This is a genomic window from Staphylococcus parequorum (assembly GCF_039237145.1).
GTDB classification, from domain to species: Bacteria; Bacillota; Bacilli; order Staphylococcales; family Staphylococcaceae; genus Staphylococcus; species Staphylococcus equorum_A.
The window spans coordinates 493569-517422 of the sequence record NZ_CP150682.1; the positions used below are offsets into that span (position 1 = coordinate 493569).

Below are 23854 nucleotides of genomic sequence, written 5' to 3' on the forward strand. Positions count from 1 at the left end.
CATGTTCAATATAGGAGAATTTAAGTTGAATTCAAGATTATTATTAGGTACAGGGAAATTTGATAGTGAAGCAATACAAACGGAAGCAATCGAGGCTTCCGGGACAGAGGTTTTGACCTTTGCAGTACGTCGAATGAATTTATACGATAAAAATTTACCCAATCCATTAGCGAAAGTAGACTTAACTAAATTCATTACTTTTCCTAATACTGCAGGTGCCAAATCAGCAGAAGAAGCAGTCCGCATAGCTGAAATCGCAAATCATGCAGGTGTCTGTGACATGATTAAAGTAGAAGTTATAGGAGACGATGAAACATTATTGCCCGACCCTTTAGAAACGTATAAAGCTTGTGAAATCTTGTTAGATAAAGGTTATACAGTTTGTCCTTATATTTCTAATGATGTGGTATTAGCAAAACGATTAGAAGATTTAGGTGTGCATGCCATTATGCCACTCGCATCACCGATAGGCACGGGCAGAGGTATTAATAATCCTTTGAATTTACGTTATATTATCGAAAAAGTAAATGTTCCTGTCATAGTTGATGCGGGTATCGGTTCTCCTAAAGATGTCTGTCATGCAATGGAACTCGGTGCAGATGGTATCCTACTTAATACGGCAATATCTAGTGCACAAAATCCAGTGAAAATGGCCGAAGCAATGAAATTAGGTATTAATGCAGGTAGGTTGAGTTATGAAGCGGGAAGAATACCAGTGAAATACACAGCACAAGCTTCGAGTCCTACTGAAGGTATAGGATTCCTATGACACAACGCTATGATCGACAAATGCGTTATGAAGCATTTGGTAAATATGGACAAGCACAATTGCAACAGACACATGTCATGATCATGGGCGCAGGTGCGCTTGGAAGCCAATGTGCAGAGTTGCTAACTCGAATGGGTGTTGGTCAGCTCACCATTATCGATATGGATATTGTAGAACAATCCAATTTACACAGACAGGCTACTTATGTTGAAGCAGATGCCACGCAAATGCTGCCTAAAGTAGAAGCGTTAAAAGTGCATCTTGGACAAATTAATAGTGAAGTTCAAGTACAGGCGTTATATCAAGAGATTACAAATACAAATATTGAAGTATTACTCTGTCAACATCAACCTGACATTGTTCTAGATGGAATGGATCATTTTGCGATTAGATATTTGATTAATGAAGTTTGTCATAAATTAGGTGTGCCATGGATTTATGGTGCAGCTGTAGGCAGTAAGGGCACAGTATATGCTATTGATTATCAGGGGCCATGCTTAAAATGTATGCTTGGTACAACGCCATCTACAGGGGAAAGTTGCGCAATAAATGGTGTGCTTCCTCCAGTAATTCACCAAGTGGCAAGCATGGAAGTCTCAGAGTTATTAAGGTGGCTGTCTGGAAAAGGTTTTTCTAAAAAATTAACAACGATGGATTGCTTTACGATGCAATATAAAACACTCAATATAGATTCATTAAAAAATAGTAACTGCCCTATCTGTAACGAAGGAAATTATGAATATCTCAACATGGCTCAACCAAATTCTATTGAAAAACAGTGCGGTAATGTATTTCTACTGAGATTTACTCCTCAAATATTTAAATATACAGATTTACTTCCAGTGAAAGTTATGAAAAGTAATCATTTCGCTAAAATGATAGCTTATCGAGATTATCAAATAACGCTATTTAAAGACGGCAGAATGAACGTGTATGGTATTGAAAATGAAGACCAAGCAGTAGCATTATATGAAGAATTTCTAAAATGCTTAAAGTGATAAATGAGTTAATGCATTTATTGCAAAAACAAACTAAAGTTCATGAAATGTTTAAAAATATATGACAAATTCGTTAACGTAGATGTTCATATTTGAATCACTATATATAGTGTTATAAATTAAAATAAAACGCAATATATAGTAAAGAGGGATAACGTGAATAAACTTGAAACGAATTTAAAAAATCTTATTACTAAAGATCCTACAGTAGTTAATGAAAATGCCAATAAAGATAGTTCTACTTTTTCAACAATGAGAGATTTAACAGCGGGGGTCGTTTCTAAATCATATGCACTGGACTATTTACTTCCAAAGCATGTGGCTGAAGCACATAAACAGGGAGATATTCATTTTCATGATCTAGATTATCATCCTTTTCAACCGCTAACGAATTGTTGCTTAATTGATGCTGAAAGTATGCTAGAAGATGGTTTTCAAATAGGTAACGCAACAGTGACTTCACCGAAATCGATTCAAACAGCATCTGCGCAGTTAGTACAGATTATTGCGAATGTATCGAGTAGTCAGTATGGTGGTTGCACGATTGATAGAGTAGATGAATTGTTAAGTAAGTACGCTCAATTTAATGAGCAAAAACACCGCAAAGTTGCAGAAAAATTTGTGCATGCAGCGGATATTGATACATATGTGGATAATCAAGTGACACAAGATATAGGTGATGCTATTGAGAGCTTAGAGTATGAAATAAATACTTTATATACATCTAATGGACAGACACCGTTTGTAACACTTGGTTTTGGACTCGGTTTAGATAAATATAGCCGTAAAATTCAGCAAGCAATTTTTCAAACGCGTATTAAAGGCTTAGGTAAAGACCGCATTACCGCAATTTTTCCTAAATTAGTATTTTCCATTAAAAAAGGCGTGAATTTCAGCGAATCAGATCCTAATTATGACATTAAACAACTTGCTTTAAAATGTTCTACAAAGCGTATGTACCCAGATATTTTAAATTATGATAAAACTGTTGAATTACTAGGTGATTTCAAAGCGCCGATGGGATGTCGTTCATTTTTACCAGCATGGAAAAATGAAGCAGGTGAATATGAAAATAATGGTAGATGTAATCTTGGAGTAGTAACACTCAATGTACCACGTATTGCATTAGAATCTGATGGTGATATAGAACTATTTTGGAAATTATTCCATGAACGTATGAATATCATGCATGATGCGTTAGTGTATCGTTTAGAGCGAATAGCAGAAGCAACACCTGATAATGCTCCTATTTTATATAAAAATGGCGCATTTAAGCATCGCTTAACAGACAATGATAATGTGATGGACCTATTTAAAGGTCAACGTGCAACATTATCTATGGGTTATATCGGTTTATATGAAGCGGCTACAGTATTCTTTGGTCCGAATTGGGAAAGTAAATCCAAAGGTAAAGCATTTACGTTAGCTATTTTAAAAGCTATGAAAATTTATCAACTGCGTTGGACAGAAAAATACGATGTGTGGTTCAGCATCTATAGTACACCGAGCGAATCTTTAACAGATAGATTTTGCAGATTAGATCGAGAAAAATTTGGGGATGTTGCTGATATTACAGATAAAGGTTACTACCAAAATTCATTCCATTATGATGTACGTAAAGACATTACACCATTTAAGAAAATTGATTTTGAAAAAGATTATCCTGTATATGCAAGCGGTGGGTATATTCACTATTGCGAATATCCAAAGCTCAATCATAATTTGAAAGCTTTGGAAGCGGTGTGGGATTATTCCTATGACAAGGTGAGTTATCTAGGGACGAATATTCCTATAGACCATTGTCGTAAATGTGATTTTAAAGGAGATTTCAAAACAACGGCTAAAGGTTATCAATGCCCTGAATGTGGTAATGATGACCCAACAACTGTAGATGTCGTTAAACGAACTTGCGGTTATTTAGGCAATCCTGTACAACGGCCGACAATTGAAGGTCGACATAAAGAAATGTGTGCACGCGTTAAGCACTTGAAAGATACGACATTATGAAAATCTTAGAAATCACTAAGGGACAAGGTTATATTGCCAAAATAGAAGCGCAGAGTTTTGTTGATGGCGAAGGGGTGAGATGCAGTATGTATGTTTCTGGTTGTCCTTTTGCCTGTGAAAATTGCTATAACAAAGCTGCTCAAAATTTTAGATACGGAGAGCGTTTTAATGACCCGATTTTAGAAGAAATTATGAATTATTGCGAACCAGATTATTTTTCAGGTTTAAGCATTTTAGGTGGCGAACCTTTCTGTAATGTAGATATTACTTTAAAATGTGCCCAAGTATTGAGGCAACGTTTTGGTAATTCCAAATCGTTATGGGTATGGACAGGATTTTTATATGAATATTTAGTTCAAGATACTGCTGAGAGAAGGGCATTACTTGAGCTCATTGATGTATTAGTAGATGGGCCTTTTATCAATCATTTGTTTCAACCGAACTTACCTTATAAAGGTTCATTAAATCAACGCATTATTGATGTACCAACTTCATTGAGCACAGGCAAACGATGCGAATATATTACGAATTAAAAAAGAACTTAGTTTTTAATATTTTAACTCGGTTACGCAAGCGAATTAGTATTAATATAGTAAGAAGTTTCCTAATATGGAGAGGAACAAGAAACTGAATGTAATCACTATAGATAGAGATTGAGCATAGCGTAAAGGAGTAGATTATGAATGTGTACAGGATTTTCATTCTTATCAAAAAGTAACCAGGCGATTTTAGGACGTACAATGGATTTTGTTTATCATTTGGACGGACAACCCGCAGTACAACCACGTCATTTTTATTGGGAATCGCGTGTTGGATATAAAGGTGAGACGTTGTATGGTTTTATCGGAGCAGGCAGTGATATGGCAGGCTTTGTATTTGGAGACGGCGTGAATGAACACGGCGTGGGTGCTTCCGTACAGTACTTTAGAGGTTATGCATCGTATGCCTCTGAAGTACGAGAAGGCTTTATAAATATTAGCCAAAATGAAATTATTACATGGATACTTGGCTATAATAAAGATATTGAGGATTTAATCGAAAATGCTAAATCAGTCAATGTAGTAGCGCATGTAGTAAACGAAATTGCAGAAGTTCCACCACTGCATTACCACATTTCTGATGATACAGGCAGATCTGTCGAACTTACCTTTCAAGATGGTCGTGTCATCATAAATGAAAATCCAATCGGTGTATTAACGAATAACCCAGATTTAAATTGGCACTATGAAAATTTAAGAAATTATACAAATATTACGCCTCATAAACCACAGGAAAGTACATTTATGGGGCAACCGCTAAAATCCTTAGGAAATGAAGGGGGCACTTATGGGTTGCCAGGTGGCTATACAGCACCAGAGCGATTCGTGCGTACTGCATTTTTTAAAAATTATCTTATAAACAGTGACAAACCTGAGTATGATGTATTAGATGCTTTCAAATTATTAGATGGCATTAGTATTCCTAAAGGTGCTGTGCTTGATGAAAATGGAGAATTGCATTATACCCTTTACCAAACTGTGTTCAATTTAACAACACGCACAATGTATGTTAAATGGTACGATACAAACCAAATAACTGAATTGCAATTAACTGAAGACCTCATCACAAAAAAAGATATTACAGTTTTTGAAACAGCTAAAGGTTTAGTTACCAATAAATTGAATTAATAACACATTGATTATAATGATGAAAGATTAAAAAATACGGAGAGACGATGATATTTATCGTTTCTCCGTATTTTTATAAAAACACAACAATTTTATAATTAAAAATTAGCGTACTTAAGTTTAATTCGTGAAATTCACACATTAAAAGTCATACTGGTCATTTTCTTCTTCTATTATTTGTGAATACACTTTGGCGACGCGTAATGTTGATGTTGCTAATTCATCTATTCTAAATAAGATATCATCATTTACAATCGTACCTTGTGAGAAATCACGTTCTTCTATAAAGACATAAGTTTGAATAATGTGTGCCTTCATATAACCTAATATTGGTTTTAATTGTGTTTCAGGAATTAAATAATGCTTAGGCGAACCGGCCGTGGCTATGATTCCGATAACTTTATCTCTAAAAGCGTTAACAGGAAGTAGATCAAATACGTTTTTTAAAGTGCCAGGAATGGAAGCTTGGAATATTGGGAAACCAATAAAAATAATATCGGCTTGCATTAAGGCAGTAGTGAATTCTAAAGTATCGCCTGAATAATCTAAATAATTGCGACCATCACTAAATGACAAATTCAAATTTTTTAAATCAAAGAATTGAATTTCATGTTCTTCATATTGATGAGAAATTGCTTCGTTTAAATATGTCATAGCTGTACTTGTTTTTGAACCGACAGTTGAACCGGATAGAATTACGATCTTCATACTAAGTCACCTACTTTTTCAGATGTTTTTTGACTCCAGGTATAATTTCATTACCGATAAGTTCGATATTTTTCATGATTTTATCGAAAGGTACACCACCAAAATCAATTTGGGCCATAAACCTTTGATGATTATATAGTTCATGTTGGTAAAGTATTTTTTCAATGATTTGCTGAGGGCTTCCTACCATTAGAGCATCTCTATAATCAGGTGTATTTGCAAATTGTTGTTTTGGATAACCAGTACCTCTTATAAACGACATACCGACATTAATATGAGGGTAAAATTCACGTAAAGCTGCTTGGGTTGTATCAGCAGTATAGAATAAACTTGCTGTAGAAACAGGTAATGCTTCTGCAGAATTGTCAAAGCCATATTCTTTGGCAGTTAAACGGTATTCGTCTATAGCATTTTTAAATGCCATTGCTGGACCACCTAAAGTTGTAATCATCATTGGAATACCTTGACGACCAGCCTTGATGGCACTAGCAGCAGGGCCACCTACCGCTCTCCAAATGGGTAACACATTATCAACAGGCCTTGGATAAATTTCTATGTTATTTAAGTCAGGTCTGAACTTACCAGACCAAGTAATTTTATTTGTTTTATTAAGCTCTAAAAGTAAATTTAATTTCTCTTCATAAAGTTCGTCGTAGTCATTTAAATCTAAACCAAATAAATCAAATATACCAGTGCGTGATGCTCTTCCCGCTACGATTTCTGCGCGACCGTGAGAAATAAGGTCTAGTGTTGCAAAGTCTTCAAAAACTCTAACTGGATCAGCAGCACTAATAATAGAGGATGAACTAGAGATTTTAATCGTATTTGTTGCTTGTGCGATTGCACCTAAAATAACAGTGTGTGCTTGTGTAGTAAAATGTTCTTGATGGCTTTCACCAACGCCGAAAACATTGATACCTGCTTGTTCAGCTAATTGACTCGCTTCGATTAATTCTTGTATACGTTTTTCAGAACTTACTTTTTCACCTTTATGAGGATTAAGTAAGTGGTCTCCAAGTGAATAAAGACCAAATTCTAATGGGGTGTTTTCATTCATTTTTAATTTAGCCATATCGTATCATCCTTTATAAATCATGTAGTTTAGACTCTATTTCTGTTCTTTGGTTTTCCATAAAATCTGGCAAATTGAGTTGTTTTCCTAGGTTTTCAATATCTGTATCAACCGTGAATCCAGGTGAGGCAGTTGCAAATTCATACATAATACTATTATGTCGATAATAAAGAGATTTGAAAAAGTAGCGGTCTATAATACCACTATTATTTCCTGGGTTATGATTGATTGTATTTAATACGGCTTCTAAATTTGAATCTTTTGGTGTGTTCACGGCGATATGATGTACATATCCTTGACCAGGACGCGCACGTTCCCCTTGTTGTTCAATAACTACAAAATCAGTATACAAACCTTCTTGATCTAATGTCATAACTGTTTCGTCAGTGTCTTGACGAAGTGCGTAATTTAATTCGTTTTTTAAAAAATCGATGGTTGGTTGAGCTTTACGTACTCTAAGCTCAACGGGTCCCATACCTAATATTTGATGTTGTACAGGAACATCCGTATAAGGATTTTTTCTCCAAGTTGTGGGGATTTTATAATCATCGTTAACAAGCAATACGATTTCTAGATTATCGACATCTTTAAATAATAGTGCTGGCTGATTTAAATATGTCATATCAGTTGTCGTAATATTAGCATCTGTGAGACGTGACTTGAAATAAGATAGTGCAGCTTCATTTGGAACAAGTAGTGATAAACGATGTATAGAATTTGTACCAGGACGATTCTTACCTACATTTGGAATTTCAAAAAAACTTAGTAACGTACCGACAGAGCCAATTTCATCACCGAAAAATAAGTGATACATAGTTGGATTATCTTGGTTCACAGATTTTTCAACCAAGCGTAATCCTAATATTTGAGTGTAGAAGTCTTTGTTTATTTGAGCATCTTTTGTATACATTGAAATGTGATGATGACCGACAATATTCATATGTGTACCCCCGCATTATGATAATTTCTAGTTTTAATACTCATTACCTATTTAAAAGAAAATAAACCGATGTAGTATAAAAAGTATACTAGTTATCTATAATATATGTCGAAAGTGGAAAAAAAGCAATAACTGTGAACTATTATAAGTATACATAGTTTTCATTTAGTTATATTAGTTCTAGAAATCTATAATTAGTCGAAATAAAAATAGGCATGGATACATTGAATTACTATGTATCTATGCCTATTTGATGTTATTCAGTTTTTTTAAAATCTAAATAATAGAGACTGAATTCTAAATCATTTTTAAGATGTGTTTCTAATAATTCAACAGCTAAATCTATGTCTCTGTTAAATAGTGCCGCAACAATTTCCTTATGTTCTTCGATTAATCCAGGACGGCGTTGATTAATCACAGTTTGACTAAATAGATAGATAAAACTTTTATATTTTTGATACGTATCGAGTATAAATTGATTATTTGTAGCTGCAATAATCTTTTGATGGAACTTGTCATTCGTTTCAATAATTTGAGATTCAGATTCTTTATCGATATTTATTTCGGCATACTTATTTAATTCTTCTAAATCTTCTTTTGTGTATACTACTGCTGCTTTTCTTAATGCATAGGTTTCTAATAAAATACGCATTTCAAAAATTTGTCTATATTCTTCACTTGTTGGCATGAAAATATAAGAGTTTTTAATAAAATATTCTAATTCTAGTTGTTTCAAAGCCTCGCGTATAGGTGTTCTGCTTACATCATACTTCTTAGCAAGTTTAGCTTCTGTAATCTTTTCATCTTTTTTTAATTCACCAGAAATAATATCATTTCTAATCTTTTGATAAACAGTTAATTCATTAGTGTTCAATTTCTTCACCTCATTATAATAAGTGTACTATAAATAATTCTTTGAATAAATGTATACATTTTAACCGTTCTAGTATACAATAATGTTTGTAAACGTTTTCAGGAGGGTGTAATTTATGAAAATAGGATTTATTGGTCTCGGTATAATGGGAAAACCAATGGTTAAGCATTACTTGAAAGAGAATGTAACGGTTCTCGTTAATGATTTAAATAAAGAAGCAGAAGCAGAAGTTATTAATGAGGGGGCACAAGCAGTATCTGTAAAACAAATGGCTCAAGAAGTAGATCACATTATTACTTCATTACCTAATGGTGAAATTGTAAAAGCAGTTTTATATAGTGGAAAAGATGCAATTTTAAATCAGTCAGATATTAGTGTTCAGACAGTTGTTGATACAAGTTCGTTAACGCCAAATGAGTCGTTAGAGATAAGTAAAGTTTTGAAAGAAAAGCAAATTAAATATATAGACGCACCTGTAAGTGGCGGTGAGCCATTAGCAATTACTGGTGAACTCTCAGTCATGATTGGTTGTGATGAATCAGATTTAGAAATCGTTCAGAGCGTTCTAAAACCAATTGCAAAATCTGTGATAAGAGTCGGTGATGTTGGTGCGGGAAGTGTTGTTAAATTAGCGAATCAAATTATAGTAAATACAAATATCGCAGCACTTTCTGAAGCAGTTGTACTTGCGAAAAAATTTGATATTGACTTAGAAAGTATGCATGAGGCAATTAAAGGCGGCCTTGCAGGTTCAAATGTTATGGAAGCAAAATTTCCTAAGATGATTGAAGAAGATTATCAACCTGGTGGCACACTTAATATAAACCTGAAAGATATGAAGAATGTAAGTTCGACAGCAGATACAGTTGGACTTACATTACCTTTAGCAAACCAAGTCAAAGAAATATATAAATCAGAAGTAGCCCAAGGGAATGGCGCAAATGATCATTCTGGTATTATAAAATATTTTGAAAAAATTAATAATATATAAATGAGGTGAGAAAGTGCTAACTGAAGATATAATTAACCAAAAAAACAATGACGAGATTGATAAGCAGTTAGATGACTTTAAATATAAAATCATAGTTTTGGATGATGATCCAACTGGTACACAAACAGTTAAAGACTTACCTGTGTATACAGATTGGTCGGAAGATTTAATTGAAGATGGATTTAAGCAAGAGAATCATATGTTTTATATATTAACTAATTCTAGAGCATTGAATGAACAAGAAACGACAAAATTGCATCAGGAGATTAGTCGAAATATAGAATTGGTTTCTCGACGTTTAGACTACCCGTTTATTGTAATTAGTAGGGGTGATTCCACTCTAAGAGGTCACTTTTACCTAGAACCTAAGGTCTTAAGTGAAGCTTCAGAACAAGCATTTGATGCGGTGTTTTATTTACCGGAATTTTTTGAAGGTGAGAGGTATACATATAACGGCGTCCATTATCTTAAAGAAGATGGGAGATATACCCCTGTTTCTGAAAGTGAATTTGCCAATGATACTACATTTGGTTTTGAATCCCAAACGATGGCAGATTTTATAGAAGAGAAGAGTTCTGGTGACGTTAAAGCTGAAAATGTACACCACATTACACTATCTCAAATAAGAGAAAGAAATAAGGAAAGTATATTACAAACATTTCACGAAGTATCAAACTTTGATGCAGTAGTGGTAGATGCATTGAATGATGAAGATATGGATTATTTTGTCTCTTGTTTAACTGCATTTTTAGCGAATGATGATAAGAAATTTATGTTTAGAACAGCAGCGTCCTTTGTGAAATCGATGTGTCAGACTCCAGGTGAAATCATTAACCTAAATCAATTTAGTAATAATAACCATGGTGGTTTGATTATCGTTGGATCACATGTGAAGAAAACATCATTACAATTACATCATTTACTAAATAATACGCATATCAATCCAATTGAATTTGATGTTAAGTCAGTTACTAAAGCAGATTTAAACATATATATAGATAAAAGAATTCAAGAAGTAGAAGATTTAATTAAAAATAGTAAAGATGTGGTTGTGTATACTTCTAGAGATGTTATAAAAACTGAAGATTTAACAAATAATTTAGGGATTTCTACAAACATTTCAAATGCTTTGGTAGAAATTGTAAGGGGCTTAAGCATAAAACCAAAGTTTATTATTGCAAAAGGCGGAATAACTTCTAGTGATGTTGCAACTAAAGGCTTGGAAATTAAAAAAGCACAAGTAATTGGGCAAATAACACAGGGCGTACCTGTGTGGATGACTGGTGAAGAAGCAAAATATTCTAATATGCCTTATGTTATTTTCCCGGGAAATATTGGTAGTACTAATACGTTAACCAATGTATACAAAATGAACAGTAGTATAAAAGAGAATTAGAAGGTAGGGAGATAAAATGATGGGAGAAATGTGGCCATTAATTGCTGTAGTAATAGGGGTACTTATATTATTAATGTTAATTATTTGGCTTAAATTAAATACATTTATTGCATTAATCATTACTTCAATGGTAACAGGTATATTGCTAGGTATGCCTTTAGACACGATTGTCACAACTATTGAAAAAGGTATGGGCGATACTTTAGGGCATATTGCCATTATCTTTGGTCTAGGGTCCATTTTAGGAAAACTGTTATCTGACGGTGGTGGTGCAACACGTATTGCAGACACACTTATAAACGTTTTTGGTGAAAAATATGTGACATGGGCTATGATTATTGCTTCATTTATTATTGGTATTTCATTATTTTTAGAAGTAGCATTTGTATTATTAATTCCATTAGTATTTACATTAGCAAAAAGAATGGAAATCTCAAATTTAAAAGTCGGATTACCAATGGCAACATCAATTGCTATAACACATGGATTTTTACCACCTCATCCAGGTCCTGTAGCGATTTCTGAAGCTGTTAATGCAAATATTGGTTATGTGTTAATGTATGGAATTATTATTGGAATTCCATTAGCAATTATTGTTGGCGGAACATTTCCTATAATTGCACATAAGCTGACACCAGAAGCTTTTAAAAGAGAAGGAAATCAAGTAGCAGTTGGAGAAATGAAGGAATACGATCAAGATCAATTACCTAGTTTTGGTATTAGTCTACTAACAGCACTTGCGCCAGTTATATTGATGTTATTGGCGACAGTGGTACAACTCATTACGGGTAATGATGATGGTAATGCCAAAGGATTTGAAGGTTTTATTTACTTTATTGGTACTTCTGTAACTGCAATGCTTATCGCTGTGTTGTTTGCGATATATACAATGGGAATTAGACGTAATCAAACAATGAAGGAAATTATGGACACTGTTTCTAACGCAATTACACCAATTGCTATGTTAATACTTATCATTGGTGGTGGTGGGACGTTCAAACAAATATTAATTGATGGTGGCGTTGGTGACACTATATCAGAAATATTTAAAGGCACAGAAATGTCACCAATCGTTCTTGCATGGCTAGCTGCTGCTTTATTACGTACAGCATTAGGCTCCACGACAGTAGCAGCGATATCTTCAGTAGGAATTGTATTACCTTTATTACAAACTGCAGATGTGAATATCTCTTTAGTAGTATTAGCAATTGGAGCAGGGAGTATTTTCTGTTCACATGTTAATGATGCAGGTTTCTGGATGTTCAAAGAATACTTTGGCTTAACTATGAAAGAAACATTTTTAACATGGACACTACTAGAGTCTATATTATCTGTGGTAGGTCTTATTTTAATATTAATCACAAATTTAATTATATGATTTTAATTATTAATTAAAATAAAAATATCCCTTCATAAATATGCACTTAAATGTGAATACTATGAAGGGATTTTATTATGCTTTGTTGTCCTGAGTGAGCGTAAGCATACCATCTTCCATGTGATATACACTATCACAATACTCAGTTAGTCGTTCATCATGCGTAACAACGATGCAAGTTTTGTTTTGTTCCATCGTTTGTTCTTTTAAAATTTTCATTACTTCCATTGCATTGTTCGTGTCTAATGAAGCGGTTGGTTCGTCAGCTAAAATAATTGATGGTTTTGTATAAAGTGCTTTAGCAATCGCAACGCGTTGCTTTTGTCCGCCAGATATTTCACTTGGGAGTTTATTCTCAAGCACCGCAATATCAAGTTGCTTAACAAGTTGGTTATAACTTGCTTCGTCTAGCACATCTTTTTTCTGTTTTTGTAGTAACTTAAATTGCTGTTTTACATTTAGAAATGGCACAAGATTCGTAGCTTGAAGAATAAAACCGATTTCTTGCATCCTCGTTTTGGCTAATTCTTTCAGCGAAAGTTGAGATACTTGTTTATCATTGATGATAATTTCACCAGATGTGGGCGTCTGTAATGCGCCGGCCATTGTTAGGAATGTACTTTTTCCAGAACCAGAGGGTCCGATAATGGCAATCAGTTCATTTTTATTAAATTTCAAAGATGTAGGTTTTACAGCTTCAATTGTTTGATTCCCATCTTTAAAGCTTTTAGTGACGTTTTTAAATTCTAGCATTTATTTATACACTCCTATTTATCCTATTGCCTTGAGTGGATCTACTTTTCTAATCGTCAATATCGAGAAGAGGCTACCTAATAGAGAAACTATGATAAGGACGACGCCGTATACTAATAACGTAGTAACATCAAATTTAACTGGGACCACACTTGGTAAAAAGGCACCAGTAAGTAAAGTTAGCGCAAGACCAATCACTGTACCAATCATCGCAATGATGAACGTTTGTGATAATACAACTTTTGCTAAATATCCATTTGTGAAACCTTGTGCTTTTAACACACCGAATAAATTAGTTTTTTGTAACGTAATGACATATAAAAAGATGCCAATCACTGTTGCAGAAATAATAAATAAGAATGTAATCATAAAGTTTAACGTTAAGTTTTGAGCTTGATAACCTGGTAAGTTTTCAACGAAACTTTCAATTTCTATAGCTTCTAAATCACTATTTAAATCTTGTTTATTCCAATCTTTATCTCTGACCACGACCGCATTGGTTTTATCTTCATTTAATGAAGGATTAATTTTTTGTATTGTACTATTATTAGAAAACAGCACTGGAGAGGCATTGTATTTAGCACTTTCACTAAAGCCTACAATTTTCAATTTTTCATCTGATTGTGATAACGATAATTTATCTCCTATTTTAAATCCTTTATCTTTTAGAGTTTCATCGGCTACTACTTCATTGTCAGATTTAACTTTTTTGCCTTCTATCATATCAGGTACTAGGAAAGAATCAGAAGTGACACCAAATAGTAAGGCATTTTCTTCTGCATTACCATTAGAAGCGATAACACCTGTCTGTTTTAAAGTCGTTTGTTTATCATATGTATTTCCGACATCATCTTTATTGAACGAAGACTGCTCTACAGTTTCATTTGCATCTTTATTTAATACAATAGCATCGGCTTGCCATTTATCGATACCTTCCCTATTCATATTCATCAGTCCGCTTGCTAAGCCAGATAAAAGGAAGAGTAGGTAACTAATCATAATTAAGACACCGATAATCAAGCTGAATTTCAACTTGTTACGTTTAATTTCATTCCATGCTAAAAACATAAATTACCTCCTATATGTAAATTGTCACTAGATTTATATAAATTAAAAAATTCATTTTCAACTTATTTTATAAAGCTTACTTCTATAATAACCTATTTAAATATAGAATGTATTCATTTTCTATGTGAAAAAGACAGTGTATCTTGAATCGTAGATTATTTAACGAAAGACAAAACACTTGTATAAGTTATTACTTATACAAGTGTTTTGAAAATTAACCTTCAAAATTTATAGTTTGTGGTTCGTCTAATGTTTTATCATTCATTATCTTAAGAGATTTTGGATGAGCTTTAACTACACATAGTTCTGGGTCAGTTTTGTTATCGAAAAATGATTTGTCTTGGTTTTTCCATAACCAATCAATTGTTTCTTGATCTTGAACAATTGATAATGTGGCATCAATTTCTAGAAAACTACGATTATTTGTATCATCGTAACCAATTAAAATATGTGCACGTGGGTTTGACTCAATTTCTTCAATTTTTATTGAGTTAACATTTGTTTTTGTATAAAGCGTGTTACCGTCATTATAAAAAATCATATATCTACTGTTAGGTATATGATTATATGCGGTAGATAACACCCCGACACGTGATGTGTTGAGTATTTCGTTAATCTTGTTAGTTAAATTAGTATTATCCATATATGAATCACCTCTATATATTTTATTCCCTAATAGTGAGAATTAAAAAGTAAATTCAAAGGAAATTTAATAAAGTTCAATTTGATAATAATCATTCTAAAATCATCATAAATGCTAAAACTACAAGACATGCAGACATACTAACTTTATAGATGAATTCATATTTTAATAGAATTTTTTTAAAACAAAGGCCCATAACGGCCCAGGCGACTGCACCTGAAACACCGATAAGTGCAATGATAATTGTATAACTCAGTGTAGCAAGAAAACTTATATTTTGAGTAGTGACATAGGTCACGATAGCAGTAAGTACATAAACGATTGTTTTAGGATTCATATATTGAAGAAGCAAACCATCTCTCATACGATACGTATTGCTTTGTTGAGCGTCTTTACTATCATGTTTAAATACAGAATAAGCAAGATACAATAAGTAAATAAATCCCACTATTTTAATTACAAATATAAAACTTGAAAAGTAAGCAGCCATATATTCACTAAATAACAAGCAAAACATGGAAAGCGTTAAAAAACCTAATCCAATACCAATTAAGAATTTCGCAGTGCCTTTAAGACCTAATTTTAAAACGCCGTCTAATGCTAATAAATTGTTAGGGCCAGGGGTATAACTCATAAAAAACGTATAAAAAATAAATGATATAAACAAATTGCATTCTCCCTTCATTATCCTGTATTATGGAAATATAATCACAAAACTTCCGCTCAATAGGATATTTCCTTTTAAAAGGATTTTATATCCATTGAACAGGAAAGTCAATATAAAAGGGGTCAAATAATGGAATTTCATAAAATAGTAGCTAAGAATATTTACTTATATAGAAAGAAAAATAAGATTAGCTTGGACAAATTATCAAAACTCACAGGGGTGAGCACATCTTCATTAAATGAAATTGAAAAAGGTAATACGATTCCTTCAATAAATACCGTTTGGAAAATTAGTAATGGTTTAAAATTATCGTTTAGTAGTTTAATGAATGAGGCAGAGTCAGATTATACACAGTTAAAAAAAGAAGATGTTGTACCTGTGACTGAAGATGAGGGAAAATATCGTGTTTATCCATATTTCCCATTTGAAAAGAGTAAGTCCTTTGAATTCTTTTATGTAGAGCTCGATCCAGGAGCAACATTAGATGCAGAACCCCATTTATCCGGTTCAGAGGAATCGATTATTGTAATTGATGGGCAATTAGAAATGCATTTAGAACATGAAACGCTTCATTTAGGCGAAGGCGATGCCTTGAGGTTCAAATCAGACATCTCTCATAGTTATATTAATAATGGAGAAAATATGACTCTAATATCTATGGTTATTGACTATCAATAAATTAAAACCCATGTTCCTCGATGTAGTTGAGGGCATGGGTTTTGTTATATAATTCATACTATAAAATAAGTTTATAAAGTTTTGCTCTGAATATTTATTATTCTTGTTTATGAGCATCTTCATTATTTTTTTCTCTGTTAAACCAAAAATATGCATTAGGAGCATCTTGTTGAGTGGGTTTATAAACAGCCAAGCTGCCAGAGCCTTTCGATTTTTTCTGATTTTCAAAATCTTTTAAAGCACGAAAGGCGGGTTTACATAAAATCCATATAGCTATAATATTTAGCCATGCCATCATACCAACACCTACATCGCCCATGGCCCACGCAGCATCAGCGGTTTTAATAGTGCCGTATGCAGTGGCAAAAATAAGTAGGAAACGAGTCAATGTAATATAAAAATTTGATTTTTTAGTACTCATATTTCTAGTGAGATACGCAATATTTGTTTCAGTAATGTACGAATAAGCTAATATGGTAGTAAATGCAAAGAAAAACAATGCAATAGCTATAAAATAAGAGCCGAACCCAGCAAAATTTGGATCAAATTGGTAGCTATCACCTTGAAATGCTTTATCGATACCAGATTGTACATACATGGCAGTCCCAGAAAAATCTTTAGAGCCATCTGCATTCAATACATAAACACCATTATCTTCAATTAAATTAGGCTGTCCCTGTGTATTCTCTGTGCCATCTGTTGTATTATAAGTTCCTGAAATTAAAATAATTAATGCGGTAGCTGTACAGACGAAAATAGTATCTATATAAGCTGAGAAAGCTTGTACAAGCCCTTGTTTTGCTGGGTGAGATACTTCTGCTGCTGAAGCTGCATGGGGCCCTGTCCCTTGACCTGCTTCATTTGAATATAATCCACGTTTTACACCAATTTCAATCATTGCGCCAATAATGCCACCAAAAGTAGATTGCAACCCTAGTGCAGATTTAAAAATAAGTGCGAACAATGCAGGAACTTCTTCAATATTTAAAAAAATTACAATAACAGCTAATAAAATGTAAGCTATAGCCATAAAAGGGACAATTGCTGTTGCCATACTGGCAATGCGTTTAATTCCACCAAAAATGATAAGCGATAGTAATATTACGAGAAAAATAGTGACTGCCCATTTTGGAACGCTAAAAGCACTATGTAATGAAGTTGCAATTGCATTGGACTGTACGCCTGGCATTAAAAGTCCGATTGAAATAATAGTCACTATGGCAAATATCAACGCAAATATTTTTCCGAACTTTCCTCCAATACCATTTTCAATGTAATAAGCAGGGCCGCCTCTGTATTCCCCATTTTCCTTTTGTTTATATATTTGTCCCAATGTAGACTCTACAAATGCAGTGCTTGCGCCTAGTAAAGCTGTCACCCACATCCAGAAGACTGCACCGGGGCCGCCAATAAATATGGCTGCTGACACACCAACGATATTCCCTGTGCCAACTCTGCCTGCTAAAGATAATGAAATAGCTTGAAAACTAGAGATACCTTGTGGAGATTTTTCTCCTTTGAATAATAAACGTATCATTTCTTTAAATTGTCTCACTTGTGCGAAGCGAGTAATAAGTGAAAATATCAGTCCTGTTATTAATAAACCAAAAACTAACGGAGGACTCCATATAATTTTATCTAAGAAATCAATGAATTCTGTAATCAAATTAATTCTCCTAACATAAAATGGATTTTATACTGACTTATGTAAGCGCTTGCTCGCAATTGTACACGTCTGAAATCTGTGAGCAAGAGTGTCAATTAATTCATTAACATTTTAATGAATTAAAATATGGAATTAATTTTTAATAATTTTATATATGGAGGGAATTGAAAAAATACAAAAAAATCTGTTCAAGTTTCTATTATTGAGACTTGAACAGATTTTTTGTTATGCTATTTTCTTTTTTCTGCAGTGGCGTTAATTCTTTTGTTTAATAACACAAAGAATAATATGAATGCGATAGAAATAAAGATGTGACCTAAACCAGCAATGCCCGCGATTGCAGGACTTACACTGAATCCTTTGATAGTAGCAATACCATTCACAAATTGCATTGCTACAGTTACTAATACGCCTAAGTGGAAAATATAAAAGAAACTATTAAATAATTTACTATTACGAGTCAATTTAAGTTGATGTTCGATAACCATGAAAATCAAGAACATAATTGTACCTAAAACTAATAAATGTGTGTGCGTTACATTTAATTGCGAATAATCGCTGAAATTTTCTCCTTTTGACATTTCTCTATAAAACAAACCACTAAGTAATCCTAATAAAGTATAAAAGGCAGAGCTGAACATTAATTTTTTCATTTTTTCTTCCTCCAAATTGTTAATAACTATAATATAAAGTGATTTTATGAACTGTTTATGAACAGCATAAAAATAAATTAACAGTTTATAGCAATATGAAAGAAAAGCATGATAACGAATGAAATATAAATTTTAATATTGGCATATCAAGTAGAATAAATTTTAAAAAATAACATATTAATATTTTTGTTGTGCCAATAATAGTGGATAAATAGTATCGAGTACAGGTGTAACCAATTGATGTTCTCTTGCTTTTTTGAATAGAAAGCCTTGGATGCCTGCTATTTCTAATGGATTAGCTGAGATGATGTCATAATACATACTTGTGCCCATTTGATTGGGATAACCTTTGTAAATTGTCATAATATCATCGACAATGTCATCATCAAAGTACACATTTTCAGCTTGTGCAATGGCTACACCTTCAACTAATAGTTGCTTGCAAAGGTGTTTGATACCCGGAACTTGAAGTACTTCGGCAGTACGACGACTTAATGCAGTGACACTATTAATGGCTAAATTAACAAGCAGTTTATACCAAATGGCATAATCAATATCGTTTGTGAGTTCAACTTCTAAAGAAGAGCCCGCTACAATATCACGGAATGCACGCGTTTCTGGACAATCTTCTAAAATGAGTTTGTGATCACGATAATGCGTTACGGTAGAATCAGATTTTTGTCCGCTAATATAAACAACAGCTTGAAATACGTGAGGATGTTCAAAGCGTGACAACTGACCGTGCCCATTTTGAGCGAGTATAATAATGGTTTGCTCATGGATTAAATGTTCCATTTCTCTTAATACATCATCAAGTTGAGGTATTTTAACAGCAATAATTAAAACATCAACTGGGTTTTGATCAGTTATTAATGGCGTAACCTGTAAAGTGCGTTCATGTTCAGTATTATTATTGGCATAGTAGGTGAGCGTTTGAGGTCGGCGACCGAGTAAGCGTAAATCAGGATGTGTTGCTAAAAGATCAATTGCAATCGTGCTACCTACTGCGCCAGGTCCAATTATTGCAATTTTGTTCATGTTTTTAATTTCCTTTTCTAAGTAGATTGGTTAGTATATGGATAACAATACAAATATAACAAACTGCGGAGATGATTTTAATTGAAAACATTAAATCAGTTAATAGATATGAAACAGAGTAACGATAAGATATCAATGGTGACAGCATATGATTATCCTAGTGCGAAGCAAGTTGAAGCAGCACAGATAGATACAATATTAGTTGGTGATTCATTAGGGATGACGGTCTTAGGTTATGACAGCACAGTACAAGTAACAGTAGACGATATGATTCATCATGCCAAAGCTGTACGACGAGGTGCGCCAGACACATTTGTAATTGTAGATGTGCCTTTTGGTGCGGTAGGTGTAAACGAACAGTCGGATTTAGAAACAGCTGTAAAGTTATATCAACAAACTCAAGCGAATGCGATTAAGGCTGAAGGTGCGCATTTAACTCAATATATTGAAAGTTGTAGCAATATGGGTATCCCAGTTGTTTCACATCTTGGGTTAACACCCCAAAGTGTTGGTATAACAGGGTATAAAATGCAGGCAAATACCAAAGAAGCAGCGCAACAACTTATAAATGATGCGTATGCTGTACAACAAGCAGGTGCTGTTATGTTAGTGTTAGAAGCTATTCCAAGCGATTTAGCTGCTAAAATCACTGAAAATTTAGATATCCCAGTTATTGGAATTGGCGCTGGTAAAGGCACAGATGGACAAGTATTGGTGTATCACGATTTACTAAATTATGAAGTGAATCATCAAGCGAAATTTGTTAAACAATATGGTGATTTTTCAAAAGGTGTTCAAGCATTATCTCAATATGATACTGAAGTTAAGTCACAACAATTTCCGAGTGATGCGTACACTTACAAAAAGCAGGTCATGAATGAGGTGTCTGAATGACTGAGTTAATTACTACTATAGAAGAAATGACTGAGATGTCTAAGCAATGGAGAAAATCAAATAAATCAGTGGGCTTTGTACCTACGATGGGCGCCTTACATGAGGGCCATTTAAAAATGATGTCACAATCTATTTCTGAAAATGATATGACAGTTATTAGTGTATTTGTAAATCCACTGCAATTTGGGCCTGATGAAGATTTAGATGCGTATCCTCGAGACATTGAAAGTGACACAGCAAAAGCAGCGTCAGTAGGCGTAGATTATATTTTTTATCCGAGTGAAAAAGAAATGTATCCGGAACAACCTACAATTGAAGTGAAGGCTGGACGTCTAGCGTCAGTATTAGAAGGCGCACAGCGTCCGGGTCATTTTGACGGCGTAGTGACAGTAGTAAATAAACTGTTCAATATTATACAACCACAGCGTGCTTATTTTGGAAAAAAAAGATGCACAGCAGTTAGCTATAGTGGAAAAAATGGTTGAAGACTTTAATCATGCAATTGATATTGTAGGCGTAGACATTGTTCGTGAAGCGGATGGTCTAGCTAAAAGTTCACGTAATATTTATTTAACACCAGATGAAAGAGCAGAAGCGCCTCACCTCTATAAAAGTTTGCAGTTAGCACAATCATTATATAATCAAGGTGAACGCAGCAGTTTGAAAATCATTGAAGCTACCCGTGATTATATACAACAATATACGAGCGGGGATATCGAAACAGTAGCAATTTATAGCTATCCTCAACTTGTCGAGCAACATGAAATTACAGATAGAATTTTTATATCGCTGGCAGTCAAATTTAGCCAGGCACGTCTAATAGATAATATTATTATCGGTGATTAATTTGTCTTAATGTATTTACATGTTTAGTGAACAATTCAGTTAGATACAATATTCTCTCAATATACAATTTACATTTTCTTAGTGTTGATTTATCATATATAGAGAGAGATATTTATCGAGAAAACGATTATATGATAATTAAATAGTTTTAAGGGTATAAATACAGTAGTGAAAATGATGTATGTGTTATCTCAAGAACGAAACAACTATGTTTTATCTTATATAATTAATTAAAAAGTGATCACGAGAGGTGGTAAAAAAATGAGTGAATCTAACTCAAAAGATGTCATTTTAATTGGTGCTGGTGTTTTAAGTACAACATTCGGTACGATGTTAAAAGATCTTGCACCAGAATGGAATATAAAACTTTTTGAAAGACTCGAAAAACCTGCAATTGAAAGTTCTAACGAACGCCACAATGCTGGTACTGGACATGCCGCATTATGTGAATTGAACTATACAGTTGAACAAAAAGACGGTTCAATCGATATCGAAAAAGCAAAAGAAATTAACGAACAATTTGAGATTTCAAAACAATTTTGGTCTCACTTAGTAAAAAGTAATCAAATTCAAGATCCACAAGAATTTATACGCCCATTACCGCATATTAGTTTTGTGCAAGGCGATAAAAATGTGAATTTCTTGAAGAGACGTTATGAAGCACTTGCGCCTTTATCAATGTTTAAAGGTATAGAATATACAGAAGACCATAAAAAACTACAAGAGTGGATGCCATTAATGATGGAAGGCCGCGATCCAGAAGAAGTAGTTGCAGCTAGTAAAATAAACGAAGGTACAGATGTGAACTTCGGTGAACTTACAAGAAAAATGGCTAAAAACTTAAACGAACATGAAAATGCAGAACTTTTCTACAAACATGAAGTTCAAGACTTCAGCCGTCGTAAAGATGGTAAATGGGAAGTTAAAATTAAAGACCTTAAAACTAATAAAGTAGAACATCACATTACTGACTATCTATTTATTGGTGCAGGTGGTGCTGCAATTCCAATGCTACAAAAAACTGGTATTCCAGAAAGTAAGCATTTAGGTGGTTTCCCAATTACAGGAGAATTCTTAGTATGTAATAATCCTGATGTTGTAGCTAAGCACGAAGTTAAAGCTTATGGTAAAGAACCTGAAGGTACACCGCCAATGACGGTGCCTCACTTAGATAGACGCTATATCCAAGATGAAAACTCATTATTATTTGGACCATTCGCAGCGATTGGCCCTAAATTCTTGAAAAATGGTTCTAATTTAGATTTATTTAAATCAATTAACCCTAGCAACATAATCACTATGTTAGCTGCAGCGGCGAAAAACTTCCCGTTAATTAAATATTCTATTCAAGAAGTATTAGCTAAAAAAGAAGATCGAATGAAAGAATTACGTCGATTTGTTCCTGATGCTAAAGATAAAGATTGGGATATTATGCAAGCTGGTAAACGTGTTCAAGTTATCAAAGATACAAAAGAACACGGTAGAGGATTTATTCAATTCGGTACAGAAGTTGTAAATTCAAAAGACCATTCTGTAATTGCATTATTAGGTGAATCTCCAGGTGCTTCTACTTCAGTTTCAGTTGCATTAGAAGTAATCGAGAAAAACTTCCCAGATTATATGGCTGAATGGGAACCTAAGTTGAAAGAAATCATTCCATCTTATGGTAAATCATTAATTGAAGATTACGCATTATTAAAAGAAATACGACAAGCAAATAATGCTGAACTTGAATTAAACAATAAATAATAAGTAATAAACTATCCCTTGAAGTATCATGCTTCAAGGGATTTTTGTATCTAATTTTAATTTTTTTAAATACTACAAACATGTCAAAATTAATTAATGACATTTCTTACTATTTTAACTATTAAACTTCTATTTTTTTATTTACATTGATGTCAACTGTATTTATAATATTTAAGAACTCAAGTTACAAATGCTACTTTTAAGATACAATAAGAAGTTTATTTTGAATTTTCAATACTAATTAATAATAATATAAAGTTCATGTATACGCATAACATCTAATAGTAAAACCCTACAATTAACCTTCAGTATAATCCTACACGAACTTAATCGTTAACTTTCAAGTTTAAAAGCAGAACTTTTTTAATGCTATTCATTTTAAATTATTATCTAATGCAT

22 protein-coding genes and 1 pseudogene are annotated in these 23854 nt (G+C 33.4%); 12 read left to right on the forward strand and 11 right to left on the reverse strand.

The features are described from left to right. Nucleotide 1 precedes the first annotated feature (1 nt). From AAA453_RS02275 to AAA453_RS02295, 5 genes are all read left to right on the forward strand, one after another. Nucleotides 2-769 (forward strand): thiazole synthase, encoded by a 768-nt coding sequence (locus AAA453_RS02275; RefSeq protein ID WP_427705969.1) that lies wholly within the window; start codon nt 2-4, stop codon nt 767-769. Next, the gene (locus AAA453_RS02280; RefSeq protein ID WP_427705971.1) at nt 766-1767 is read left to right on the forward strand and encodes a ThiF family adenylyltransferase; all 1002 of its coding nucleotides are present in this window, start codon (nt 766-768) and stop codon (nt 1765-1767) included. The genes AAA453_RS02275 and AAA453_RS02280 overlap by 4 nt, the downstream gene beginning before the upstream one ends. Before the next feature lie 138 nt (nt 1768-1905). Then, complete coding sequence (gene nrdD / locus AAA453_RS02285) at nt 1906-3774, forward strand: anaerobic ribonucleoside-triphosphate reductase (RefSeq protein WP_427707036.1); 1869 nt, start codon at nt 1906-1908, stop codon at nt 3772-3774. Beyond that, nucleotides 3771-4307, forward strand: a complete 537-nt coding sequence (gene nrdG, locus AAA453_RS02290) for an anaerobic ribonucleoside-triphosphate reductase activating protein (RefSeq protein ID WP_427705973.1) — start codon at nt 3771-3773, stop codon at nt 4305-4307. The genes nrdD and nrdG overlap by 4 nt, the downstream gene beginning before the upstream one ends. Before the next feature lie 150 nt (nt 4308-4457). Beyond that, nucleotides 4458-5441 (forward strand): choloylglycine hydrolase family protein, encoded by a 984-nt coding sequence (locus AAA453_RS02295; RefSeq protein WP_427705975.1) that lies wholly within the window; start codon nt 4458-4460, stop codon nt 5439-5441. Nucleotides 5442-5582: 141 nt separating this feature from the next. On the opposite strand, the gene AAA453_RS02300 is transcribed toward AAA453_RS02295, so the two are convergent. The 4 genes from AAA453_RS02300 to AAA453_RS02315 all read right to left on the reverse strand — a co-directional run bounded on the left by AAA453_RS02300 (nt 5583) and on the right by AAA453_RS02315 (nt 9035). Next, nucleotides 5583-6149 (reverse strand): NADPH-dependent FMN reductase, encoded by a 567-nt coding sequence (locus AAA453_RS02300; RefSeq protein WP_427705977.1) that lies wholly within the window; start codon nt 6147-6149, stop codon nt 5583-5585. Nucleotides 6150-6159: 10 nt separating this feature from the next. Continuing rightward, nucleotides 6160-7221 carry an LLM class flavin-dependent oxidoreductase gene (locus tag AAA453_RS02305; protein WP_069818121.1) on the reverse strand — a complete coding sequence of 354 codons (1062 nt, stop codon included), beginning with the start codon at nt 7219-7221 and terminating at the stop codon, nt 6160-6162. 13 nt (nt 7222-7234) lie between these two features. Continuing rightward, the gene (locus tag AAA453_RS02310; RefSeq protein WP_069832729.1) at nt 7235-8161 is read right to left on the reverse strand and encodes a VOC family protein; all 927 of its coding nucleotides are present in this window, start codon (nt 8159-8161) and stop codon (nt 7235-7237) included. A gap of 256 nt (nt 8162-8417) precedes the next feature. After that, nucleotides 8418-9035, reverse strand: coding sequence for a GntR family transcriptional regulator (locus AAA453_RS02315; protein WP_427705979.1), 618 nt, complete (start codon nt 9033-9035; stop codon nt 8418-8420). Nucleotides 9036-9150: 115 nt separating this feature from the next. Here AAA453_RS02315 and AAA453_RS02320 point away from each other — a divergent pair, with 115 nt between their 5' ends. Genes AAA453_RS02320 through AAA453_RS02330 form a run of 3 tightly spaced genes read left to right on the forward strand, consistent with a single transcriptional unit; the run spans nt 9151 to nt 12800 of the window. Beyond that, nucleotides 9151-10026: an NAD(P)-binding domain-containing protein gene (locus AAA453_RS02320; protein WP_427705981.1), complete on the forward strand. Its 876-nt coding sequence runs from the start codon at nt 9151-9153 to the stop codon at nt 10024-10026. A gap of 13 nt (nt 10027-10039) precedes the next feature. Next, a complete protein-coding gene (locus AAA453_RS02325) occupies nt 10040-11422 on the forward strand; it encodes a four-carbon acid sugar kinase family protein (protein WP_427705983.1) in 1383 nt (460 codons plus the stop codon). 16 nt (nt 11423-11438) lie between these two features. Beyond that, complete coding sequence (locus AAA453_RS02330) at nt 11439-12800, forward strand: gluconate:H+ symporter (protein ID WP_427705985.1); 1362 nt, start codon at nt 11439-11441, stop codon at nt 12798-12800. A 75-nt stretch (nt 12801-12875) separates the two neighbouring features. Here the strand turns inward: AAA453_RS02330 and AAA453_RS02335 are convergent, their stop codons facing one another. The 4 genes from AAA453_RS02335 to AAA453_RS02350 form a co-directional block, all read right to left on the reverse strand. Then, a complete protein-coding gene (locus AAA453_RS02335) occupies nt 12876-13553 on the reverse strand; it encodes an ABC transporter ATP-binding protein (RefSeq protein ID WP_069818127.1) in 678 nt (225 codons plus the stop codon). 18 nt (nt 13554-13571) lie between these two features. Further along, on the reverse strand, nt 13572-14621 hold the full coding sequence (locus AAA453_RS02340) for an ABC transporter permease (protein WP_427705987.1): 1050 nt from the start codon (nt 14619-14621) through the stop codon (nt 13572-13574). 214 nt (nt 14622-14835) lie between these two features. Beyond that, on the reverse strand, nt 14836-15264 hold the full coding sequence (locus AAA453_RS02345; protein WP_427705989.1) for a pyridoxamine 5'-phosphate oxidase family protein: 429 nt from the start codon (nt 15262-15264) through the stop codon (nt 14836-14838). 91 nt (nt 15265-15355) lie between these two features. After that, the gene (locus tag AAA453_RS02350) at nt 15356-15931 is read right to left on the reverse strand and encodes a LysE family transporter (RefSeq protein ID WP_427705991.1); all 576 of its coding nucleotides are present in this window, start codon (nt 15929-15931) and stop codon (nt 15356-15358) included. 129 nt (nt 15932-16060) lie between these two features. Between AAA453_RS02350 and AAA453_RS02355 the strand changes: the two genes are divergently transcribed. Next, nucleotides 16061-16609, forward strand: coding sequence for a helix-turn-helix domain-containing protein (locus tag AAA453_RS02355; protein ID WP_069818131.1), 549 nt, complete (start codon nt 16061-16063; stop codon nt 16607-16609). Between the two features lie 97 nt (nt 16610-16706). Here the strand turns inward: AAA453_RS02355 and AAA453_RS02360 are convergent, their stop codons facing one another. The 3 genes from AAA453_RS02360 to AAA453_RS02370 all read right to left on the reverse strand — a co-directional run bounded on the left by AAA453_RS02360 (nt 16707) and on the right by AAA453_RS02370 (nt 19966). Further along, a complete protein-coding gene (locus AAA453_RS02360; RefSeq protein WP_427705993.1) occupies nt 16707-18275 on the reverse strand; it encodes an alanine/glycine:cation symporter family protein in 1569 nt (522 codons plus the stop codon). 230 nt (nt 18276-18505) lie between these two features. Then, nucleotides 18506-18928 carry a DUF2871 domain-containing protein gene (locus AAA453_RS02365; protein ID WP_069818133.1) on the reverse strand — a complete coding sequence of 141 codons (423 nt, stop codon included), beginning with the start codon at nt 18926-18928 and terminating at the stop codon, nt 18506-18508. A gap of 177 nt (nt 18929-19105) precedes the next feature. Continuing rightward, complete coding sequence (locus AAA453_RS02370) at nt 19106-19966, reverse strand: oxidoreductase (RefSeq protein ID WP_427705995.1); 861 nt, start codon at nt 19964-19966, stop codon at nt 19106-19108. Nucleotides 19967-20047: 81 nt separating this feature from the next. On the opposite strand from AAA453_RS02370, the gene panB reads away from it, so the two are divergent. The 3 genes and pseudogenes from panB (at nt 20048) to mqo (ending at nt 23455) form a co-directional block, all read left to right on the forward strand. Then, nucleotides 20048-20860 (forward strand): 3-methyl-2-oxobutanoate hydroxymethyltransferase, encoded by an 813-nt coding sequence (panB, locus tag AAA453_RS02375; protein ID WP_427705997.1) that lies wholly within the window; start codon nt 20048-20050, stop codon nt 20858-20860. Next, nucleotides 20857-21706: pseudogene (gene panC / locus AAA453_RS02380) on the forward strand (pantoate--beta-alanine ligase). The gene panB and the pseudogene panC overlap by 4 nt, the downstream one beginning before the upstream one ends. 261 nt (nt 21707-21967) lie before the next feature. Further along, nucleotides 21968-23455, forward strand: coding sequence for a malate dehydrogenase (quinone) (mqo, locus tag AAA453_RS02385; RefSeq protein WP_069818137.1), 1488 nt, complete (start codon nt 21968-21970; stop codon nt 23453-23455). Nucleotides 23456-23854: the final 399 nt, after the last annotated feature.

Bases quoted from the DNA above. Each gene is read 5' to 3' on its own strand.
- AAA453_RS02275 (WP_427705969.1), top strand. From the start codon at position 2: ATGTTCAATATAGGAGAATTTAAGTTGAATTCAAGATTATTATTAGGT.
- AAA453_RS02280 (WP_427705971.1), top strand. From the start codon at position 766: ATGACACAACGCTATGATCGACAAATGCGTTATGAAGCATTTGGTAAA.
- nrdG (WP_427705973.1), top strand. From the start codon at position 3,771: ATGAAAATCTTAGAAATCACTAAGGGACAAGGTTATATTGCCAAAATA.
- AAA453_RS02295 (WP_427705975.1), top strand. From the start codon at position 4,458: ATGTGTACAGGATTTTCATTCTTATCAAAAAGTAACCAGGCGATTTTA.
- AAA453_RS02300 (WP_427705977.1), bottom strand. From the start codon at position 6,149: ATGAAGATCGTAATTCTATCCGGTTCAACTGTCGGTTCAAAAACAAGT.
- AAA453_RS02305 (WP_069818121.1), bottom strand. From the start codon at position 7,221: ATGGCTAAATTAAAAATGAATGAAAACACCCCATTAGAATTTGGTCTT.
- AAA453_RS02310 (WP_069832729.1), bottom strand. From the start codon at position 8,161: ATGAATATTGTCGGTCATCATCACATTTCAATGTATACAAAAGATGCT.
- AAA453_RS02320 (WP_427705981.1), top strand. From the start codon at position 9,151: ATGAAAATAGGATTTATTGGTCTCGGTATAATGGGAAAACCAATGGTT.
- AAA453_RS02330 (WP_427705985.1), top strand. From the start codon at position 11,439: ATGATGGGAGAAATGTGGCCATTAATTGCTGTAGTAATAGGGGTACTT.
- AAA453_RS02335 (WP_069818127.1), bottom strand. From the start codon at position 13,553: ATGCTAGAATTTAAAAACGTCACTAAAAGCTTTAAAGATGGGAATCAA.
- AAA453_RS02340 (WP_427705987.1), bottom strand. From the start codon at position 14,621: ATGTTTTTAGCATGGAATGAAATTAAACGTAACAAGTTGAAATTCAGC.
- AAA453_RS02345 (WP_427705989.1), bottom strand. From the start codon at position 15,264: ATGGATAATACTAATTTAACTAACAAGATTAACGAAATACTCAACACA.
- AAA453_RS02355 (WP_069818131.1), top strand. From the start codon at position 16,061: ATGGAATTTCATAAAATAGTAGCTAAGAATATTTACTTATATAGAAAG.
- AAA453_RS02365 (WP_069818133.1), bottom strand. From the start codon at position 18,928: ATGAAAAAATTAATGTTCAGCTCTGCCTTTTATACTTTATTAGGATTA.
- AAA453_RS02370 (WP_427705995.1), bottom strand. From the start codon at position 19,966: ATGAACAAAATTGCAATAATTGGACCTGGCGCAGTAGGTAGCACGATT.
- mqo (WP_069818137.1), top strand. From the start codon at position 21,968: ATGAGTGAATCTAACTCAAAAGATGTCATTTTAATTGGTGCTGGTGTT.